A 15,557-nucleotide genomic window follows, 5' to 3' on the forward strand; every position below is an offset into this window, starting at 1 on the left:
GGCCGGGCCGGTGCGCGCGACGGGAGGTCAGACCGGCAGGGCGGTCCGGCCGTCGGGCCCCTCACTCCGCGCCACAGCGGCCCGGTCGAAGGACTCCTGGGTGTGCGAGAGCATCCCGAGCAGGTCGTCGGCGCGCAGCCGATCCCGGCCCGGCACGGGCGTGGCCCCGATCGGCATGGCCCCGGTGGAGTGCCACTGGAGCGAGCCGCGGTCGTCGATGTAGCTGCGCGAGCGGTTGGCGTTGTCGGCGTGCAGACAGTAGGGAACGTCCAGCAGCCCCCGCCGGAACGCCTCCGCGAGCGCCCGCCCGACATCCGGGTGGAGGCCGAGGACGGTGTCGACCAGGGTCCTGGCCTCGGCCAGCACCCCGAACTCGGTCCCCGCCGCGCCGGCTCGCGCGTGCGGTCCTGCCGCGGCGAGCGCCGCCTCCTCCAGGGCATGGATGTTGTCCTGGATGGTGGGGATGCGGTGCGCCTCGGCCGGAGTCTTCACGATCATGCGCTCGGTTCCGGTCCGCATGGCCAGCACGGCGCTGTCCCGCAGCAGTCCGAGGGCTCCGCCGGGGGTACGGGGGAAGACGCCCATGTACGTGTAGAGCACCACGTGCCAGTCGAGTCCGGCCAGGTGCTCCCCGGCCAGGGTCCGCAGCGCCAGCAGCGCCTCCACGTCCTGGCCGTGGTGGGTCTGCTGGGCGTAGCTGAGGGAGACGCTGCGCAGTCCGTGCTGCCGGAAGAAGACGCCCTCCAGCACCGAGAGCGCGACGAGCAGGCCGGGCGGGCAGAGCTGCCCCAGCATGCAGCCGCCGAAGCTCTCCAGGTGGGTGCCGGGCCGGGACGCCAGAAGTTCGCAGCTGCGCGCCCACGCCTCGACGGAGGTGTGGATCGGGGTACGGCTGTAGGGCAGGCAGTACGAGATCGGCCCGCCCTCCGTGGCGTCGAGTCCGGCGTCCAGCAGGGCGCGGATGATGCCGATCGGGTTGGCGGAGCCGTGCCGTACCTGGACGGCGAATCCGTCGCCGCCGAGTCCGGAGACGAGCCGCCGGGTGGTGTCGGCGCCGTGGGCGACGATGGGGTAGCCGTTGAGGTCGGTGCCCTCGGCGAGCGCGCGGGCGGCCGACTCGTCGTCACCGACGCGGGTGTAACTGTCGATGGTCAGGGTGCCGACGGTCCGGGCACGGGCGTTCTTGACCGCGAGCAGTCCCTCACGCATCCGGGGCAGGTCGGCGAAGCCCATGCGGGGCTGCACCAGGAGTTCCCCGGCGCGCCGGGCATCGGCGACGGCCTCGGCGAAGGCACCCCGGGCCGGTGCGGGCGGGCCGGCCGGCGCCGCGGGGGCGGGGTGGGAAGCGGGCAGGCTCACCGGGCACCCGACGTGAGGAGTTCGGGGCGGGCGGGCCGGTCCACGTAGCGGCGGAACTCCGCGATCCCAGCGCCGTCCTCGAAGACCGCGTCGAACCCGGCGGCCAGCAGCTCCGGGCCGTACGAGCCGGCGTCGGCTCCCTGGACCCCCAGCTTGCCGCCGATGACGACGGGGAGGTCCCTCAGGTCCGGCTGCTCGCGGAGCCGGCGCACCGCACGGCTGCCGTCGAGGGCGCCGTGGCCGTTGACGCTGCTGATGACGACGAGGTCCGGCCGGACGCGTCGGCACTCCTCGATCAGGAGCGCGTCGGGAACGCAGGAGCCGATGTTGGTGACCTCGTGGCCCATCTCCTCCAGCAGCAATTGCAGGAAGACCAGGTTCCAGGTGTGGGAGTCGGAGGAGACGCTGGAGACGAGCACCCGGCGGCCGGGACGCGTCTGGGCGGCCGGCTGGGCCGCCCCCGGCTCCACGGCCTGTCCGTTCAGGTTCAGGGGCTGGACGCTGTACGACGACAAGACACTGTTCTTTCGCTCGGGGCGGGAACGTACGGGGGCGGGCAGGGCGGCCGGGCCGAAGGGGCGCGGCCTGCCCTGCCGGCGGTCAGAGGGCGGCGGACACGCCGACGGGGCGGACCGGCTTCTGCGGGGCGCGGGCCTCGACCGGCCGGGTGCGGATGGCGAGCACGGTGCAGCCGGTGCGGCTGGACATCTGGTGCTCGGTGCCCGGTCCTTCGACGACGAGGTCTCCCTTGACGTACGAAATGCCGTCGCTGTGGTCCAGTACGCCGTCGAGCACGAGCATCAGTTCGTAGCCGAGGTGCTCGTGGAAGTCGCCGTGGGCGCCGGGCGGGAAACGCAGCAGCAGGCCGACCGACCGCTCGTCCACTTCCTCGTCCGGCGCCCACAGGACGTGGTGCTCGACCCCGGTACGGCCGGGCTCGTCCCAGGTGACCCACTTGAGGTCGTCGAGTGCGAAGCCGCTACGGAATACGTTGGGTATATAGCTGATGTCTGACACGTGTACGCCTCTCGCGAGATGATCCGCATTTACCGACAAGGTTGTCAGCGAACCTCGTGCACCGTTCCGCACAGACATCGATAGGCGTTATCGCTTTTCCCGATCGCTCGCACCGCAGAGGTCGGACACACAGCAGCGGGCGGGCGAGAGGCGGAATCATCCGCTCTCCCACCCGCCCGTGGACGAGCCGGTCCGCCGTCTTCGCGGCCCCGGCTCCTCAAGCCGCTTGCGGCTGCCTCTCCCTGCCGACCCGGATCGCGACCTCGCGGACGGCCGAGACCGCCGCGACGGCCATCTCCGGACCGAGCCACATCGCCCGCACCCCGAGCCGGACGCGGGGCAGTCCGGGCAGCACCGTCAGGCCGTGCCCCTCGCCCTCCGGCCCCACGGATTCGGCCGGCAGCATCGCGATGCCGTACCCGGCGCGCGCCAACTCCCGCGCCCCTCCCATCGATCCCGCCTCGATGACCTGCGGGTCGATGCCGTACACCTCGCGGAGGGCGGTGACCAGGACCTGGTGCGACGCGCAGTCGGGATCGACCGCGAGCACCTTCACCGAGGCCAGGGCCGCCCGCCGGTCGACGGCGTCGACCAGGGAGACGGAGCCGACGGGAAGGACCTCCAGGTCCGGCAGTCGCTCCACCACCACGCCGGGCGGATCGCTTTCGTTCCCGATGAAGTCGCCGTGGACCAGGGCGAGATCGAGCTCCCCGTCACGAACGGCCGTGGCGGCTGCGCCGATCGACAGCTGACGGGGCGACACCTGCACCTTCGGGTAGCGGTAGCGGCTCTCCTTGATCAGCGACCCGAGGCGGGTTTCCAGCAACAGGGCGGATGCGCCGACGGTCGCACGCCCCTCGGGCTCACCCGGCGGATTAAGGGCAGTGGCCATCTCGTCGACGACGTTGAATATACGCTTCGCGTACTCGTGGAATATGACTCCGGAAGGAGTGAGCCGTACGCCGTGCGGTAACCGTTGGACCAAGGGCATTCCCATGCGGGTTTCCAGCAGGCGAATATGTGAAGTAACGCTGGACTGGGCGTAGCCCAGGCTCCTGGCGGCTTTCGTCAGACTCCCCAACCGGGCAACCTCCCGAAAGGTTCTCAGCTGGTACAGAGCAAGATCCAAAGTCATGTTTCCCCCCAAGAAACGCAGCTTCTTCCGAACAGCGGCGGCACCGGCGCCGCTTCGCCGCAACCGGAAGCCGCGGCGAGGTACGACCGGAGCCGGACGTGCGGATCGGGGAGGCGGATAAACGCCTCCCTTTTCACCCAACCGACTCAGTAACCTAACGGATACATCCACAATATTACGTTAGGTTGAAGATCTAAGCATGTGGCATGTGCCACGGACAAGCCCGATGCGCCCACCATCCACCACCCCTTCGTGAGGCCTCCCCATGCCGTCCCGTCACCCGTCCCCGGCCATCGCTCCGGAGGGCGTCCCTCCACTCAACGGAGAACCGCTTCCCCTGGAGTTCTCCAACACCGTCTTCCCGATGCGCGGCGTCCTCCACGACGGGTTCCGCACCCCGGAACACGTGTCCTGGTGGCTGCGTTCCTGCCGACACCTCTTCACCACCCCCCTCCGTGAACCGGACCTCGTCGAGATCGACGAGACGGACGCCCACTGCTTCGTGCTCCTGCGCGACTCCGCCCGCCGGCTGATCGACGCCCACGTCCAGGGGCATGACCCCGAACGGTGGGACATCGCCCAGGTCAACCGCGTCTCCGCGCTGGGCCGGCCCTGGCCCAGCCTGCGCTGGGAGGCCGGCCGACGGCCCGCCGCCCTGCACTGCAGCACCGCACCGCCCGCCGTCGCCGTGCAGACCGAGATCGCCCAGGCCCTGATCGAACTGCTCGCCGGGATCACCGAGGTCCGCCCGACCGCGTGCCCGGCGCCCGGCTGCGTCTTCTTCTTCGACGCCGGACGCGCCCGGCGACAGTGGTGCTCGCAGGGCTGCGGCAACCGGGCCCGGGCGGCCCGGCACTACGCACGGCATCAGAGCGGCTCGACTTCCAGCCATTCTCCAATCTAACGCCTCGAAGGCAGCTCAGGCGTTAGAGGACCATGGCGGGCACATGAACGCCGCCCCCTACCTGCCGTCATCGGAATTACCGATGACGGGCATCTGCGAAGCCATCGGTGACGGAACTCGACAGCGCCCTACGTTTCTGGCGAAGGACACGCACGCCACAGCGACGGCGTCCGACAGGGCCGCCGCCGGTACCGACAGACAGGGATGTCTTCATGCTTCGCACCGTCCATCAGCGCAGGACAACGTTCCGGGCCGCCGTCGCCGGCCTGGCTCTCGCGGGTGTCGCGACGCTCGCCCCCTCCGCGCCGGCCGCCGCCACCTCGTCCCCCGGCGCCTCGTCCACCGACACCATCCCGGAGACCTCGCGCGGCTCCAAGGACCACGTCCTGTACTGGAACAACGCGTTGCTCGACGTCTTCCGGCACACCGGCGGCACCCCGGGCCCGCTGACCCGCGGCGGCGCCATCATGGACCTGTCGATCTACGACGCGGTGAACTCGATCCGGACCATCGGCAAGCCCTACCTCGTCAAGGACTCGACGGCGGCGGGCGCCTACGGAGCCCTCAACTCGGCGATCGACCACGCCGCCTACTCCGCCCTGCGCGGCGCGTTCCCGAACTACCCGGTGGCGGACCTCGACGCCAAACTGGCCGCCGCCCTCGCCCTGCCCGACATCGGCAACGCCACCCAGCGCGCGCAGGGCAAGACCCTCGGGGTCAAGATCGCCAAGGCCCACCTGCTGAATCGCGCGAACGACGGCTCCGCGAACACCGCCCCGTACGTGGCGACCACCGGCCCCGGTCACTGGACGCCCGCCCCCGGCAAGCCGGTCGGCGCGCCCAACTGGGGCAAGGTCAAGCCGTTCGCGCTGACTTCGGGCAGCAAGTACCGTCCCGGCCCGATCGGCGGGTTCACCACCCCCCAGGAGCTGCTGAAGAGCCCGCAGTACGCGGCCCAGGTCAACGAGATCAAGACCATCGGCGGCAAGAACTCCACCGCCAGAACCGCCGACCAGACGAAGCTCGCCCACTACTGGGCCAACGACCTCGACGGCACGTACAAGCCGGTGGGCCAGCAGTTCGACCACACCGCGGTGATCTTCCGGAAGTACCGCCCCCACGGCAGCTCCTTCGAGAGCGCCAAGCTGTTCGGCCTGACCTCCGCCGCGCTCGCCGACGCCGCGATAGCCATCTGGGACTCCAAGTTCAACACCGACTGGGACGTGTGGCGTCCGGCCGCGGCCATCAACCGCGCCGACGAGGTCCCGAACCCGAACATCGTGGCCGACCCGAGCTGGGAGCCCGAGGAGCAGGACACCGCCGGAAACAGCTTCTCGCCCAACTTCCCGACCTACGTCTCCGGCCACTCCGGCATCGGCGCCGCCTGGGCCGGCATCGTGAAGCACTACTTCGGTACGGACAACCTGTCCTTCACCGCCGGTACCGACGACCCGCTGGCCCAGGGCGTCACCCGTACGTTCCCCAGCCTGAGCGCCGCCGCCAAGGAGAAGGCCGCCAGCCGCAAGTACATCGGCGTCCACTTCGAGTGGGACAACGCGGCGGCCCTGACCCTCGGCTACCAGGTCTCCGACGAGGTCCACAGCACGATCCTCGGCTGACACCGACGTCCGTGGTGACGTGCCGGAGGGGCCGGCCCGGAGGACCGGTCCCCACGGCCGTCGCCCGGCCGGCCCGTCACGCCGTTCCGCCCGTCACACCGCTTCGGCCGTCACACCGCTTCGCCCGTCACACCGCTTCGTCGTCCTCGCGGGCACGCCTGCTGTGGCGCGCCACGCGCACGCGGTTCCCGCACCCCACGGTGCACCACTCGCGCCGGGCGTGGGTCCTGACGAAGTAGAGGATGCACCCCGGAGCGGGGCAGGCCCTCAGCCGCTCCGCGCCCTCGCCCGTGAAGAGCTCGACGGCGGCTGCGGAGATCGCCCCGAGCGCCAGCCGCAACGGGTCCTCCACCGCACGGCGGACGACGGCCCGGAACTCCGGTCCGGGAGCCAGCTCCCGCCAGTCGGCGGCCGTCCGCGCGTACGCGTTCACCACGGCCAGCGCTTCGGGGTCCGGGCCCTCACCCGAGGTCCGCGCCCCGGCCAGCGCCCGCAGGGCCCGGCGCAGTACCAGGAACTCCTGGTACTGCGCCGGGCCCGCGGGCGGCGCCGCGGCCAGCGCGTCGGCGACGCCGGGCGCGAAGCGGTGCCGTTCCGCGGCCAGCCAGCTGTCCAGGGCCTCCGGCCCGGCGGCGAGCACGTCCCTGAGCCGCCCCCGCACACCCCCCTTGATGTACGTGGTGTTGACCAGTTCCAGAGGGAGCGGCTCGCCGGTCAACGGCACCGCCATCGACCACTCCCGCTCTCCCCGCTCCTCCGCGACGCCTTCAGCCATCCCCCCATCCTTTCTCGCGGAAAAGCCCCTGCAAAGCTAATGGATGAAACTATGCTGCATCCATTAGTTCATGTGATCACGCCGTCGTGAAAGGAACCCCTGTGCCCGACGCCCCCGCAACCACGCTCGCCGCTCCGCCGCGCTCTCCTTCCCTGCTGACCAGCAAGGCCCCGCCGCGCCCCTCCCTGCCCTTCGTCTCCGTGGCGACCCTGGGCGGGACGGCCGCCCTGGTCCTGCTGGTCGCCATCGGGTACGCACTCGACCAGACGGTGCTCATCCCGCCGCTGGCCGCGAGTGCCGCGCTCGTCTTCGCCGCGCCCACGCTGCCGCTGGCCCAGCCGCGCAACGTGATCGGCGGCCAGCTCGTCTCGGCCCTCGTGGGCTTCGCCGTTCTGGCCGTCGCGGGCAGTTCGGTCTGGGCATCGGCGGTCGCGGGCGGCCTCGCGATCGGCGCCATGGCCCTGGCCCGTACCGCGCACTCCCCCGCTGCGGCCACCGCCGTCATCGTCGTGGTGGCCCAGCCCTCGACGGTCCTCTTCCTCGCTCTGCTGCTGCTCGCCACGGTCGTGATCGCCGGCATCGGCGTCCTCGCGGGCCGCAGCGGCAAGACCGCCCGCTACCCCACCTACTGGTGGTAGGGCCGCTTCGATGACCAGCAGATACGCCCAACTCCTCTTCACCGAACCGGTCCAGGTCCACCAGGAACGGCACGGCAGCAGACGGAACTACGCGGCCATGGGCGAAGGCCCGGCCGTCGCGGACCGGCTGACCCCGGCCGAGGCCGCGTTCGCCGCGGAGAGCACCGGCTTCTACCTGGCCACCACCGGGTCGACCGGCTGGCCGTACGTACAGCATCGTGGCGGCCCCCCGGGCTTCCTGCGGGCTCTGGACGAACGGACCCTGGCCTTCGCGGACTTCCGGGGGAACAAGCAGTACATCACCACCGGAAACCTCGACACCGACCGCCGGGTCTCGCTGCTGCTGATGGACTACCCGGCACGCCGTCGGCTGAAGATCCTCGGCCGCGCCCGTACCGCCGACGTGGCGGCCTGGCCGGCCTCGGCGGGCCCCCTGGTCCCCGACGGCTACCGGGCCGAGCCGGAACGGGTCGTGCTCATCGACGTCGAGGCGTACGACTGGAACTGTCCGCAGCACATCCAGCCGCGCTACACGCCGGCCGAGCTGGAGGAGGCGCTGGGACCGGTCCGCGAGCGGATGGACGCCCTGGAGCGGGAGAACACCCGGCTCAAGGAGCTTCTCGCCGAGGCCGGATCGGCGCGCCGTGCGACCTGACGCGGAGGGGAGCGGCTGTCCGGGGCCCGGTCCCGGAGCCCATCCGGGGATGCGCCGGGCCTTCCCCGGCGGCGGTCGGGCCACACTCGGCTTGATCGCACCGCTGGAGTCGTTCACCGGCGACGTCCCCACCATGACCGGCCACCTGGCGCGGGCCCGCGCGGCGGAGGAGGCGGGGTTCGCCTCGCTCTGGTTGCGCGACGTCCCGCTCCTGGTGCCCGGCCAGGGCGACGGCGGGCAGCTCTTCGACCCCTGGGTCTATCTCGGCGCCCTGGCCACGGCGACCAGCCGCATCACGCTCGGGACGGCGAGCACCGTCCTCCCGCTGCGCCACCCCATCCATGTGGCCAAGGCCGCCGCCTCGGTCGACCTGCTCTCCGGCGGACGCATGCTCCTCGGGCTCGCGGTGGGCGACCGGCCGGGCGAAGTTCCGGCGTTCGGCCCCGCCGCCGCGGACCCGGCCGGACGGCTGGCGGAGAGCTGGGCGTACCTGCGGCACCTGACCGGCGGAGCGGTCACCGCCGGGCACTCCTCACCGCTCGGTGAACTGGCCCCGGGAATCGGCATGGTGCCGGGCCCCGCCTTCGGCCGGCTGCCCCTGCTGATGACCGGGCGGGGCGGGCGGACCGCCGAGTGGATCGCCGAACACGCGGACGGCTGGCTGTACTCGGCTCTCCCCCCGGAGATCCAGCGGGCGAACACCGCGCGCTGGCGCCGGCTGACCGGCGAGCCGGACTCCCCGGGCTTCAAGCCGTACGCGCAGGCCGGCTATCTGGTCCTGGACGAGAACCCCCGCGCCGCGCCGCGACCCCTGCCGCAGGGGTGGGCCATGGGGCGGGAGCCGCTGCTGGATCTGTTCAAGACGTACGAGGCGGGCGGGGTCGACCAGTTGATGCTGAACCTCCGGCTCAACTCCCGCCCGGCGCAGGACGTCATGGCGGAACTCGCGGCCCATCTGCTGCCGCACTTCCCCACCCCGGACCCAGCACCCGCAGCCGCCGAGCCCGGGCCTTCGGCCGGGACGGTCCGCCACCGCCCGCTTCGACCTTTCGGTCAGGTGGAGGGTGCGTCGACGAAGGTGGCGCCGATCTCCGCCAACCGCTCGGCCACGTAGGCCGGGTCGAGCAGGGTTTCCGGTGTGTGGATGCCCGGCGGGGCGGCTTCGCCCCGCAGACCGAGCTGCCGCTCGACACCGAGGGCGATGCCGAGTGCGGTCAGGGGGCGCTGCCCCGCCGGGTGGACGAGACAGCGGCTCGTCCTGAGCGGCGCACCCGTCGGACCTGTTCCTTCGAGGTCGATCCGGATCTCGATGGAGGGGCGGTCGCCGCGGCGCCGGGCCGCGGATTCACCGACGGCCATGTCGAAACGGACGTTCGGCGCGCCCGTCGCGAGGGCGAGGCTCGGTACGTCGAGGATGGCGATGCTCCGGCCGGGCAGGACGACGCCGTCGGCACTGGGCACATCCGCCTGGGCGTCGGGGTCGTTGACCCAGGTGAAGACCCCGTCACGGCGCACCGTCCCCGCCGTGGTGGCGGTGGACCACCGCTCCAGATCCGCGGCTCCCGCGGGTCCGCCGGTGTCCAGCTCGTCCAGCACGGCGCCGATCCGGACGGAGTCGACCCGGCGGAACTCCCGGGCCGGCCCCAACGCCGCGAGGACGACGACGCCGGCGCAGAAGTGGCTGGCCACCAGGATCGACGAGGCACGTGCCCGCCGCGCACCCGCGACGACCTCCGGCGCGATCTCCACCAGCCCGCTGGAGATGCTGAGGTAGGGCAACCCGTGGTCCTGCGCGTAATGCAGCCCGTTCAGGCGGTCGTCCCACAGGGCGGCGACCACCGCCGAGTAGCGGTGGCCGCGCTCGGCCGGCAGGCCGAGATCGCTGCGCCGCAGGTCGATGGTGACGGCCGTGGCGGCGCCGAGTCCGTCGGCCACCCGCTGCGCGCGGTCGATAGCGCGCCCGGCGATCGTCAGCGGCAGCCCCGGATGCCATTGACGCAGGAGCGCGGCTGCCCCCGAGCCCGCCTGCCCCGAGCCACCCAAGATCAGTACCGGTTTCAACTGCTCCATCGCAGATCCCCACTCCCCTGAAGCTACATTTTGTAGCCTACATTTTGTAACATAGCCTGGGGTGCGACACAACGGAGGACCATGGCCACCACCTCGACCCGCCTCTCCAAGCAGGCCAGGCGGGAGCAGCTGCTGAACACCGCCGTGGCGATCGTGCGCGCCCAGGGCACCGACGGGCTGACTCTGGTCACGCTCGCCGAGGCGGCCGGGGTGAGCAGGCCGATCGTGTACGACCACTTCGGCACGCGCCCCGGCCTGTTGCTCGCGCTCTACCGACGCCTCGACGAACGTCACCGCGCCGCGATCGCCCAGGCGTTGCAGGAGGTCGAACCCACCGCGGACGAGGTCGCCCGCCTCATCAGCACCGCGTATTTCGCCTGCGCCACGGACCTGCCGGAACTCGCCGCCGTTTCCGCCGCCCTGAAGGGGAATCCGGAGATGGAGGCGATCCAGCGCGAGATGCTCGACCGGTACACGGACCTGGTGGCCGCCGCCCTGCTGCCGCACTCCGGCCTCACTCCCGACGCCCTCCGGCTACGGTGCGTCGGCGTGCTGGGCGCGGCCGAGGCGATGGCCGCCGAGCTGAACCGAGGACGGGCATCCACCGCCGACGCGGTCGCCACCCTGACCGACCTGATCACGGGCAGCCTCGACGCCCGGGCCGGCCGTTGACTTCTAGGCGGTCCGTCTGCGGATCACCAACGACATCAGCGCCGCCATCGCGCACAGCGCCCCCGCCGCGTACCAGACCACGTCGTAGCCGCCGAAGACATCCCGCGCGACCCCGCCGAGGAACGCCACCACCGCCGCGCCCACCTGGTGCGAGGCCAGCACCCAGCCGAAGACGATCGCGCTGTCGTCGCCGTACTGCTCGCGGCAGAGCGCCAGCGTCGGCGGGACCGTGGCGACCCAGTCCAGCCCGTAGAACACGATGAAGAAGATCATCGGCGGCTCGACCTCGGGGCCGATCAGCAGCGGCAGGAACAGCAGGGAGATCCCGCGCAGCGCGTAGTAGACGGCGAGCAGCCTGCGGGCGTCGAAGCGGTCGGTGAGCCAGCCGGAGAAGATCGTGCCGATGATGTCGAAGACCCCGATCACCGCGAGCAGCGAGGCCGCCACGACGATGGGCATGTGGTTGTCGTGGGCGAACGGGACGAAGTGGGTGCGGATCAGGCCGTTGGTGGAGGCCCCGCAGATCGCGAAGGCGCCCGCCAGCAGCCAGAACGGGCCGGTGCGGGCCGCGTCGACCAGCACGCGTACCGTCCGGCGCGCGGCGCCCCGGACCGGCGCGGGCTTCGCCAGATACGTACCGCCGTACGGGGCGAGCCCCACGTCGGCCGGATGGTCGCGCATCAGGAACCAGACGAACGGGACGACGACGAGCGCGGCCAGGGCGACGGTGACCGAGGCGGGCCGCCAGCCGTGTCGGTCCACGATCCAGGCGCAGAGCGGAAGGAAGACGAGCTGTCCGGAGGCCCCCGCCGCGGTGAGGATGCCGGTGACCAGACCCCGGCGGGCCACGAACCAGCGGTCGGTCACGGTCGCGGCGAAGGCCATCGCCATCGACCCGGTGCCGAGGCCGACGAGGAGCCCCCAGTAGATCATCAGCTGCCAGGAGGCGGTCATCCAGACGCTGGCGATCGCCCCCGCCGCCACCATGGTGAGCGCGACCGCCACGACCCGCCGGATGCCGAAGCGGTCCATGAGCGCGGCGGCGAACGGCGCGGTCAGCCCGTACAGCGCCATGTCGATGGAGACCGCGAGCCCGATCTCGCCCCGGGTCCAGCCGAAGTCGGTGTGGAGCGGGTCGATGAGCAGCCCGGGCAGGGAGTTGAACGCCGCCCCGCCGATGATCGTCACGAAGGTGACGGCGGCGACGAGCCACGCCCGGTGGACGGAGAAGGGGAACCGGCGGCCGGGTCTGCCGGCGGCGTCGGCCCCGGGGCCTGCGGTCTTGGTCAGGTAGGTCACGTCAGCCAGCATCCGAGGCCGGACAGAGGGGGGCGAGCGGCCCGGAGGACATGCTTCGCAGGGATCGGGCCACACCAGGACCCTGTCCCGCCATCCGGACCGCCCGCTCCCGCCCACCGCCCCCGACCGGGCTCCGCCCGGGGCCTGCGTACGATCTCAGCCCGGCGCGTGGCCGGAACCGCTCGGCATCCTGGCCCTGTCCGTGCCCACGACCGCGGCGGGCGCGGCGATCGTGGTCAGCGGCACCTCCCGACGGTGCGTCAGCGCCCATGTCTTCGAGGTGCTGGAGGCGCGGGCGAGCGAGGAGCGGGCCCGCGCCGAGAAGTGAGCCGGGGTCCGGGCCCGCGCCAAGACGTGAGCCGGGGACCGGGCCCACGCCCAGGAGTGCTCCGGGCGGTCAGCGGCGCCGGCCGGCCGCCCGCAGCATCGCCCACGCGCAGGCCGCGCCCACCGCGTACCAGAGAAGGTCCGGTGCGTTGAAGGTCGAGCCGAGCACCAGTCGGGCCGCCGTGCTGTGCGCCGACCACTGGGCCGGTACGCCGGTGAGCTGCGCGAACTCCACCGCCCAGCTCAGGCCGAGCGCCGTGGCGGCCACCACGGCCGGCCGCGCGCGGGGCGCGCAGAACGCGACGAGGGTGCAGAGCAGCACCGTGTAGAGCGCGCTCCCCGCGTACTTGGCGAAGGCGCCGTCCGCCCCGGCACGCACGGCCACGCCCGCGGCGACGGTGACGACGGCCGCCCCCGCCGCGACCACACGGGCCGTGGAGGGGCAGGCCGGGGAGACACGGGGCGGCGAGACGCGGGCCGGGGAGGGGCGGACCGGGGAGACGCGGGTCGGGCGTCGCCCCGGGGAATCGTCCGCGCGCTCCGGGCGCCGCGCCGACGGCCTCATACCAGCCCGATCCTCTTGAGCTGCCGGATCGGCCGGGCCACCAGCAGCACCGCCACCACCCCCATGTTGATCACGGCCGCCGCCACCAGCAGCTCGGGCGCCCCGACCGCCTCGGCCACCGGGCCCGCCAGGGCGCGGCCCGCCGCGACCATCAGGAGCGAGCCGGCCACATCGTAGGCGTGCAGCCGGTTCAGGGCCTCCGGCGGGACGTGCGTCTGGACCGTCGTGGACCACATCACCAGCCAGAACGCGGCGGAACCGCCCGCCAGCAACTGCCCCGCCGCCAGCACCGGCAGCGGCATCCCGAGCGCCAGCACCAGCAGGCTCACCGCCACCAGCGGCAGCGCGACCGCCCCCGCCGCCAGCGGGTGCGACGGGCGCAGCCGCAGGGCGAGGAGTCCGCCGACGACGCTGCCCGCCCCGTTGACCGCCATCAGCATGCCGTACGCCCCCGAGCCGTGCGCCTCGGTGACCAGGACGGCGGTCAGCGGGAGCATCGGGCCGAGGACCGCGAAGCCGTACACCGTCCAGACCGCGATCACTCCCCACAGCCAGGACCGGGCCCGGAACTCCCGCCACCCGTCGACCAGTTCCGCGGCGAACGTGCCGCGCGCCGCATCGTCGTGCGGGGCCGGGGCCAGCCGCATCAGGAAGAGGCAGACCCCGGAGACCGCGAAGGTCGCCGCGTTCGCCGCGTAGACGGCGCCGGCGCTGGCGAGGCCGACGAGGACTCCGGCGAAGGCGGGCCCGGCCATGGTCATCAGCGCCTCGGCGACCCTCAGCACCGCGTTGGCGCGCTGGACGTCGGTGGAGACGCGCGGCACGGTCGAGGCGACCCCGGGCTGGAAGAGCGCCGCGCCGACGCCGGCCACCGAGCTGAGGACGTACACCGACCACAGCGGCGGGTTGCCCGTCGCGAAGGTCACGGCCAGGACGGAGGCGCCGATCAGCCGCAGGGCGTCGGCGATGATCATCATGCGGCGGGGGGTGAACCGGTCCGCGAGCACCCCGCCGAACAGGACGAACACCGCCAGCGGCCCCATCCAGGCGGCGAGCGCGAAGCCGACCGAGGAGGCGGGCCGGCCCGCGCCCAGCAGCCCGGCGGTCAGGGCCACCGGGATCATGCCGTCGCCGAAGAGCGCGACCGTACGGGCCACGAAGAAGTAGCGGAAGTTACGGTTCCAGAGCTGCGCGGGGCCGGGGGCGGAACCGAAGGAGGACCCGGCGCCCAGGCCCGTCCCGGTGGTGCCGCCGGGCCCGCCGGGGTCGAGCGGGGGCAGCGTCGCGAGAGGGTTCGGGTCCGGGAGCGGGTTCGGGGTCGTTCGGGTGTCGCACGCGGCGTCGGGAATGGACGCGCGCTCTGTCGGCTTCTCCATCACGTCGCTAACCTGTACCAGCTCGTGGTCTATACCACTACAGCAATTTCCTGTGATCTTCGAGGAGGCCGTCGTGCAGCACCGCGTCGTCGTTCTGGCCCTCGACGGACTGCTCCCCTTCGAACTGGGCATTCCGCAGCGGATCTTCGGCCGCAGTCTCGGCACGGAGACGGGCGGGAAGGGCGGGAGGCTGTACGACGTGGTGACCTGCTCCATCCGCCCGCCGGGCCCGGTCCGGACCGACGCGGACTTCTCCATCCTCGTGGAGCAAGGCCCTCAGGCGCTCGCCACCGCCGACACGGTGGTCATCCCCGCCTCCTACGAGCTGGGCCCGGTCTTCGAGGAGGGCCGCCTCACCGAGGAGCTGGCCGCAGCGCTCGCCCTGGTCAGGCCCGGCACCCGAATGGTCTCCATCTGCACCGGCAGTTACGTCCTGGCGGCGGCCGGGTACCTCGACGGCCGCCCCGCCACCACGCACTGGTCGTCCGCCGACCACTTCCAGCGGACCTTCCCGCAGGTCCGCGTCGACCCGGACGTCCTGTTCATCGACGACGGCGACGTCCTCACCTCCGCCGGGGTCGCCGCCGGGATCGACCTCTGCCTCCACCTGGTGCGGCGCGACCACGGAACGGCCGTCGCGAACGAGATCGCGCGCCGCACGGTCGTGCCTCCGCACCGTGACGGCGGGCAGGCCCAGTACATCCACCGCCCCGTCCCCGAGCCGCAGTTCGCGACCACCACCGGCGCCCGGGCCTGGGCGCTGGCCCGGCTCGACCGGCCGATCCTGCTGCGGGACATGGCGGAGCAGGAGGCGATGAGCGTACGGACGTTCACGCGCCGCTTCCGCGAGGAGGTCGGGATCAGCCCCGGCCAGTGGCTCACCCAACAGCGGGTGGAGCGGGCCCGGCACCTGCTGGAGTCGACGGACCTGTCCATCGACCAGGTGGCCCGGGACGCGGGTTTCGGCACGGCGACCTCGCTGCGCCAGCACCTCCAGGCGGCGCTGGGCGTGCCGCCGAGCGCCTACCGGCGTACGTTCCGGTCCTCGGCGGACATCGCACCCCGAGGCCCTCGCGCCTCGGCCCGGGGACGCCTCTAGGCCCGGCTCAGAAGACCAGGACCCCCCGGGCCACCCGCCCGTGGTGC

The 15,557-nt window shown here is 72.6% G+C and carries 17 protein-coding genes; 8 read left to right on the plus strand and 9 right to left on the minus strand.

The window, feature by feature from the left end:
* Positions 1-27: 27 nt before the first annotated feature.
* The 4 genes from AC3CH1_RS10525 to AC3CH1_RS10540 form a co-directional block, all read right to left on the minus strand.
* Entirely contained in the window at positions 28-1,353 is a 1,326-nt protein-coding gene (locus tag AC3CH1_RS10525; RefSeq protein ID WP_488463463.1) for a methylaspartate mutase, read from the minus strand.
* Positions 1,354-1,355: 2 nt separating this feature from the next.
* Complete coding sequence (locus tag AC3CH1_RS10530) at positions 1,356-1,874, minus strand: cobalamin B12-binding domain-containing protein (RefSeq protein ID WP_488462650.1); 519 nt, start codon at positions 1,872-1,874, stop codon at positions 1,356-1,358.
* Positions 1,875-1,959: 85 nt separating this feature from the next.
* Positions 1,960-2,376 (minus strand): cupin domain-containing protein, encoded by a 417-nt coding sequence (locus tag AC3CH1_RS10535; RefSeq protein WP_488462651.1) that lies wholly within the window; start codon positions 2,374-2,376, stop codon positions 1,960-1,962.
* A gap of 217 nt (positions 2,377-2,593) precedes the next feature.
* On the minus strand, positions 2,594-3,511 hold the full coding sequence (locus AC3CH1_RS10540) for a LysR family transcriptional regulator (RefSeq protein ID WP_488462652.1): 918 nt from the start codon (positions 3,509-3,511) through the stop codon (positions 2,594-2,596).
* Between the two features lie 265 nt (positions 3,512-3,776).
* Here AC3CH1_RS10540 and AC3CH1_RS10545 point away from each other — a divergent pair, with 265 nt between their 5' ends.
* Both AC3CH1_RS10545 and AC3CH1_RS10550 read left to right on the plus strand, forming a co-directional pair.
* Positions 3,777-4,415, plus strand: a complete 639-nt coding sequence (locus tag AC3CH1_RS10545) for a CGNR zinc finger domain-containing protein (protein ID WP_488462653.1) — start codon at positions 3,777-3,779, stop codon at positions 4,413-4,415.
* 212 nt (positions 4,416-4,627) lie between these two features.
* Complete coding sequence (locus AC3CH1_RS10550) at positions 4,628-6,034, plus strand: vanadium-dependent haloperoxidase (RefSeq protein WP_488462654.1); 1,407 nt, start codon at positions 4,628-4,630, stop codon at positions 6,032-6,034.
* A gap of 127 nt (positions 6,035-6,161) precedes the next feature.
* Here the strand turns inward: AC3CH1_RS10550 and AC3CH1_RS10555 are convergent, their stop codons facing one another.
* A complete protein-coding gene (locus AC3CH1_RS10555) occupies positions 6,162-6,809 on the minus strand; it encodes a CGNR zinc finger domain-containing protein (protein WP_488462655.1) in 648 nt (215 codons plus the stop codon).
* Between the two features lie 101 nt (positions 6,810-6,910).
* Between AC3CH1_RS10555 and AC3CH1_RS10560 the strand changes: the two genes are divergently transcribed.
* The 3 genes from AC3CH1_RS10560 to AC3CH1_RS10570 all read left to right on the plus strand — a co-directional run bounded on the left by AC3CH1_RS10560 (position 6,911) and on the right by AC3CH1_RS10570 (position 9,216).
* The gene (locus AC3CH1_RS10560) at positions 6,911-7,447 is read left to right on the plus strand and encodes an HPP family protein (RefSeq protein ID WP_488462656.1); all 537 of its coding nucleotides are present in this window, start codon (positions 6,911-6,913) and stop codon (positions 7,445-7,447) included.
* 10 nt (positions 7,448-7,457) lie between these two features.
* The gene (locus tag AC3CH1_RS10565) at positions 7,458-8,102 is read left to right on the plus strand and encodes a pyridoxamine 5'-phosphate oxidase family protein (RefSeq protein ID WP_488462657.1); all 645 of its coding nucleotides are present in this window, start codon (positions 7,458-7,460) and stop codon (positions 8,100-8,102) included.
* A gap of 91 nt (positions 8,103-8,193) precedes the next feature.
* Positions 8,194-9,216, plus strand: coding sequence for a TIGR03571 family LLM class oxidoreductase (locus tag AC3CH1_RS10570; RefSeq protein WP_488462658.1), 1,023 nt, complete (start codon positions 8,194-8,196; stop codon positions 9,214-9,216).
* Here the strand turns inward: AC3CH1_RS10570 and AC3CH1_RS10575 are convergent.
* Positions 9,156-10,172 (minus strand): saccharopine dehydrogenase, encoded by a 1,017-nt coding sequence (locus tag AC3CH1_RS10575; RefSeq protein ID WP_488462659.1) that lies wholly within the window; start codon positions 10,170-10,172, stop codon positions 9,156-9,158. The two genes, AC3CH1_RS10570 and AC3CH1_RS10575, sit on opposite strands and share 61 nt — an antisense overlap.
* 81 nt (positions 10,173-10,253) lie before the next feature.
* Between AC3CH1_RS10575 and AC3CH1_RS10580 the strand changes: the two genes are divergently transcribed.
* The gene (locus AC3CH1_RS10580) at positions 10,254-10,844 is read left to right on the plus strand and encodes a TetR/AcrR family transcriptional regulator (protein WP_488462660.1); all 591 of its coding nucleotides are present in this window, start codon (positions 10,254-10,256) and stop codon (positions 10,842-10,844) included.
* A 3-nt stretch (positions 10,845-10,847) separates the two neighbouring features.
* Here AC3CH1_RS10580 and AC3CH1_RS10585 read toward each other — a convergent pair whose 3' ends face one another.
* Positions 10,848-12,155, minus strand: a complete 1,308-nt coding sequence (locus tag AC3CH1_RS10585; RefSeq protein WP_488462661.1) for an MFS transporter — start codon at positions 12,153-12,155, stop codon at positions 10,848-10,850.
* Between the two features lie 190 nt (positions 12,156-12,345).
* Between AC3CH1_RS10585 and AC3CH1_RS10590 the strand changes: the two genes are divergently transcribed.
* Positions 12,346-12,471 carry a hypothetical protein gene (locus AC3CH1_RS10590; protein ID WP_488462662.1) on the plus strand — a complete coding sequence of 42 codons (126 nt, stop codon included), beginning with the start codon at positions 12,346-12,348 and terminating at the stop codon, positions 12,469-12,471.
* 69 nt (positions 12,472-12,540) lie between these two features.
* Here the strand turns inward: AC3CH1_RS10590 and AC3CH1_RS10595 are convergent, their stop codons facing one another.
* Positions 12,541-13,035: a ribosomal maturation YjgA family protein gene (locus AC3CH1_RS10595; RefSeq protein WP_488462663.1), complete on the minus strand. Its 495-nt coding sequence runs from the start codon at positions 13,033-13,035 to the stop codon at positions 12,541-12,543.
* A complete protein-coding gene (locus tag AC3CH1_RS10600) occupies positions 13,032-14,411 on the minus strand; it encodes an MFS transporter (protein WP_488462664.1) in 1,380 nt (459 codons plus the stop codon). The genes AC3CH1_RS10595 and AC3CH1_RS10600 overlap by 4 nt, the downstream gene beginning before the upstream one ends.
* 73 nt (positions 14,412-14,484) lie before the next feature.
* On the opposite strand from AC3CH1_RS10600, the gene AC3CH1_RS10605 reads away from it, so the two are divergent.
* Positions 14,485-15,510 (plus strand): GlxA family transcriptional regulator, encoded by a 1,026-nt coding sequence (locus AC3CH1_RS10605; protein WP_488463464.1) that lies wholly within the window; start codon positions 14,485-14,487, stop codon positions 15,508-15,510.
* The last annotated feature ends 47 nt before the right edge of the window (positions 15,511-15,557 follow it).

The sequence above is a fragment of the Streptomyces sp. MGP-P1 genome (genome assembly GCF_057766565.1).

Excerpts from the sequence above, each read along its gene's own strand:
- AC3CH1_RS10540 (WP_488462652.1), bottom strand. The coding sequence starts at position 3,511 with ATGACTTTGGATCTTGCTCTGTACCAGCTGAGAACCTTTCGGGAGGTT.
- AC3CH1_RS10545 (WP_488462653.1), top strand. The coding sequence starts at position 3,777 with ATGCCGTCCCGTCACCCGTCCCCGGCCATCGCTCCGGAGGGCGTCCCT.
- AC3CH1_RS10550 (WP_488462654.1), top strand. The coding sequence starts at position 4,628 with ATGCTTCGCACCGTCCATCAGCGCAGGACAACGTTCCGGGCCGCCGTC.
- AC3CH1_RS10555 (WP_488462655.1), bottom strand. The coding sequence starts at position 6,809 with ATGGCTGAAGGCGTCGCGGAGGAGCGGGGAGAGCGGGAGTGGTCGATG.
- AC3CH1_RS10565 (WP_488462657.1), top strand. The coding sequence starts at position 7,458 with ATGACCAGCAGATACGCCCAACTCCTCTTCACCGAACCGGTCCAGGTC.
- AC3CH1_RS10575 (WP_488462659.1), bottom strand. The coding sequence starts at position 10,172 with ATGGAGCAGTTGAAACCGGTACTGATCTTGGGTGGCTCGGGGCAGGCG.
- AC3CH1_RS10580 (WP_488462660.1), top strand. The coding sequence starts at position 10,254 with ATGGCCACCACCTCGACCCGCCTCTCCAAGCAGGCCAGGCGGGAGCAG.
- AC3CH1_RS10585 (WP_488462661.1), bottom strand. The coding sequence starts at position 12,155 with ATGCTGGCTGACGTGACCTACCTGACCAAGACCGCAGGCCCCGGGGCC.
- AC3CH1_RS10595 (WP_488462663.1), bottom strand. The coding sequence starts at position 13,035 with ATGAGGCCGTCGGCGCGGCGCCCGGAGCGCGCGGACGATTCCCCGGGG.
- AC3CH1_RS10600 (WP_488462664.1), bottom strand. The coding sequence starts at position 14,411 with ATGGAGAAGCCGACAGAGCGCGCGTCCATTCCCGACGCCGCGTGCGAC.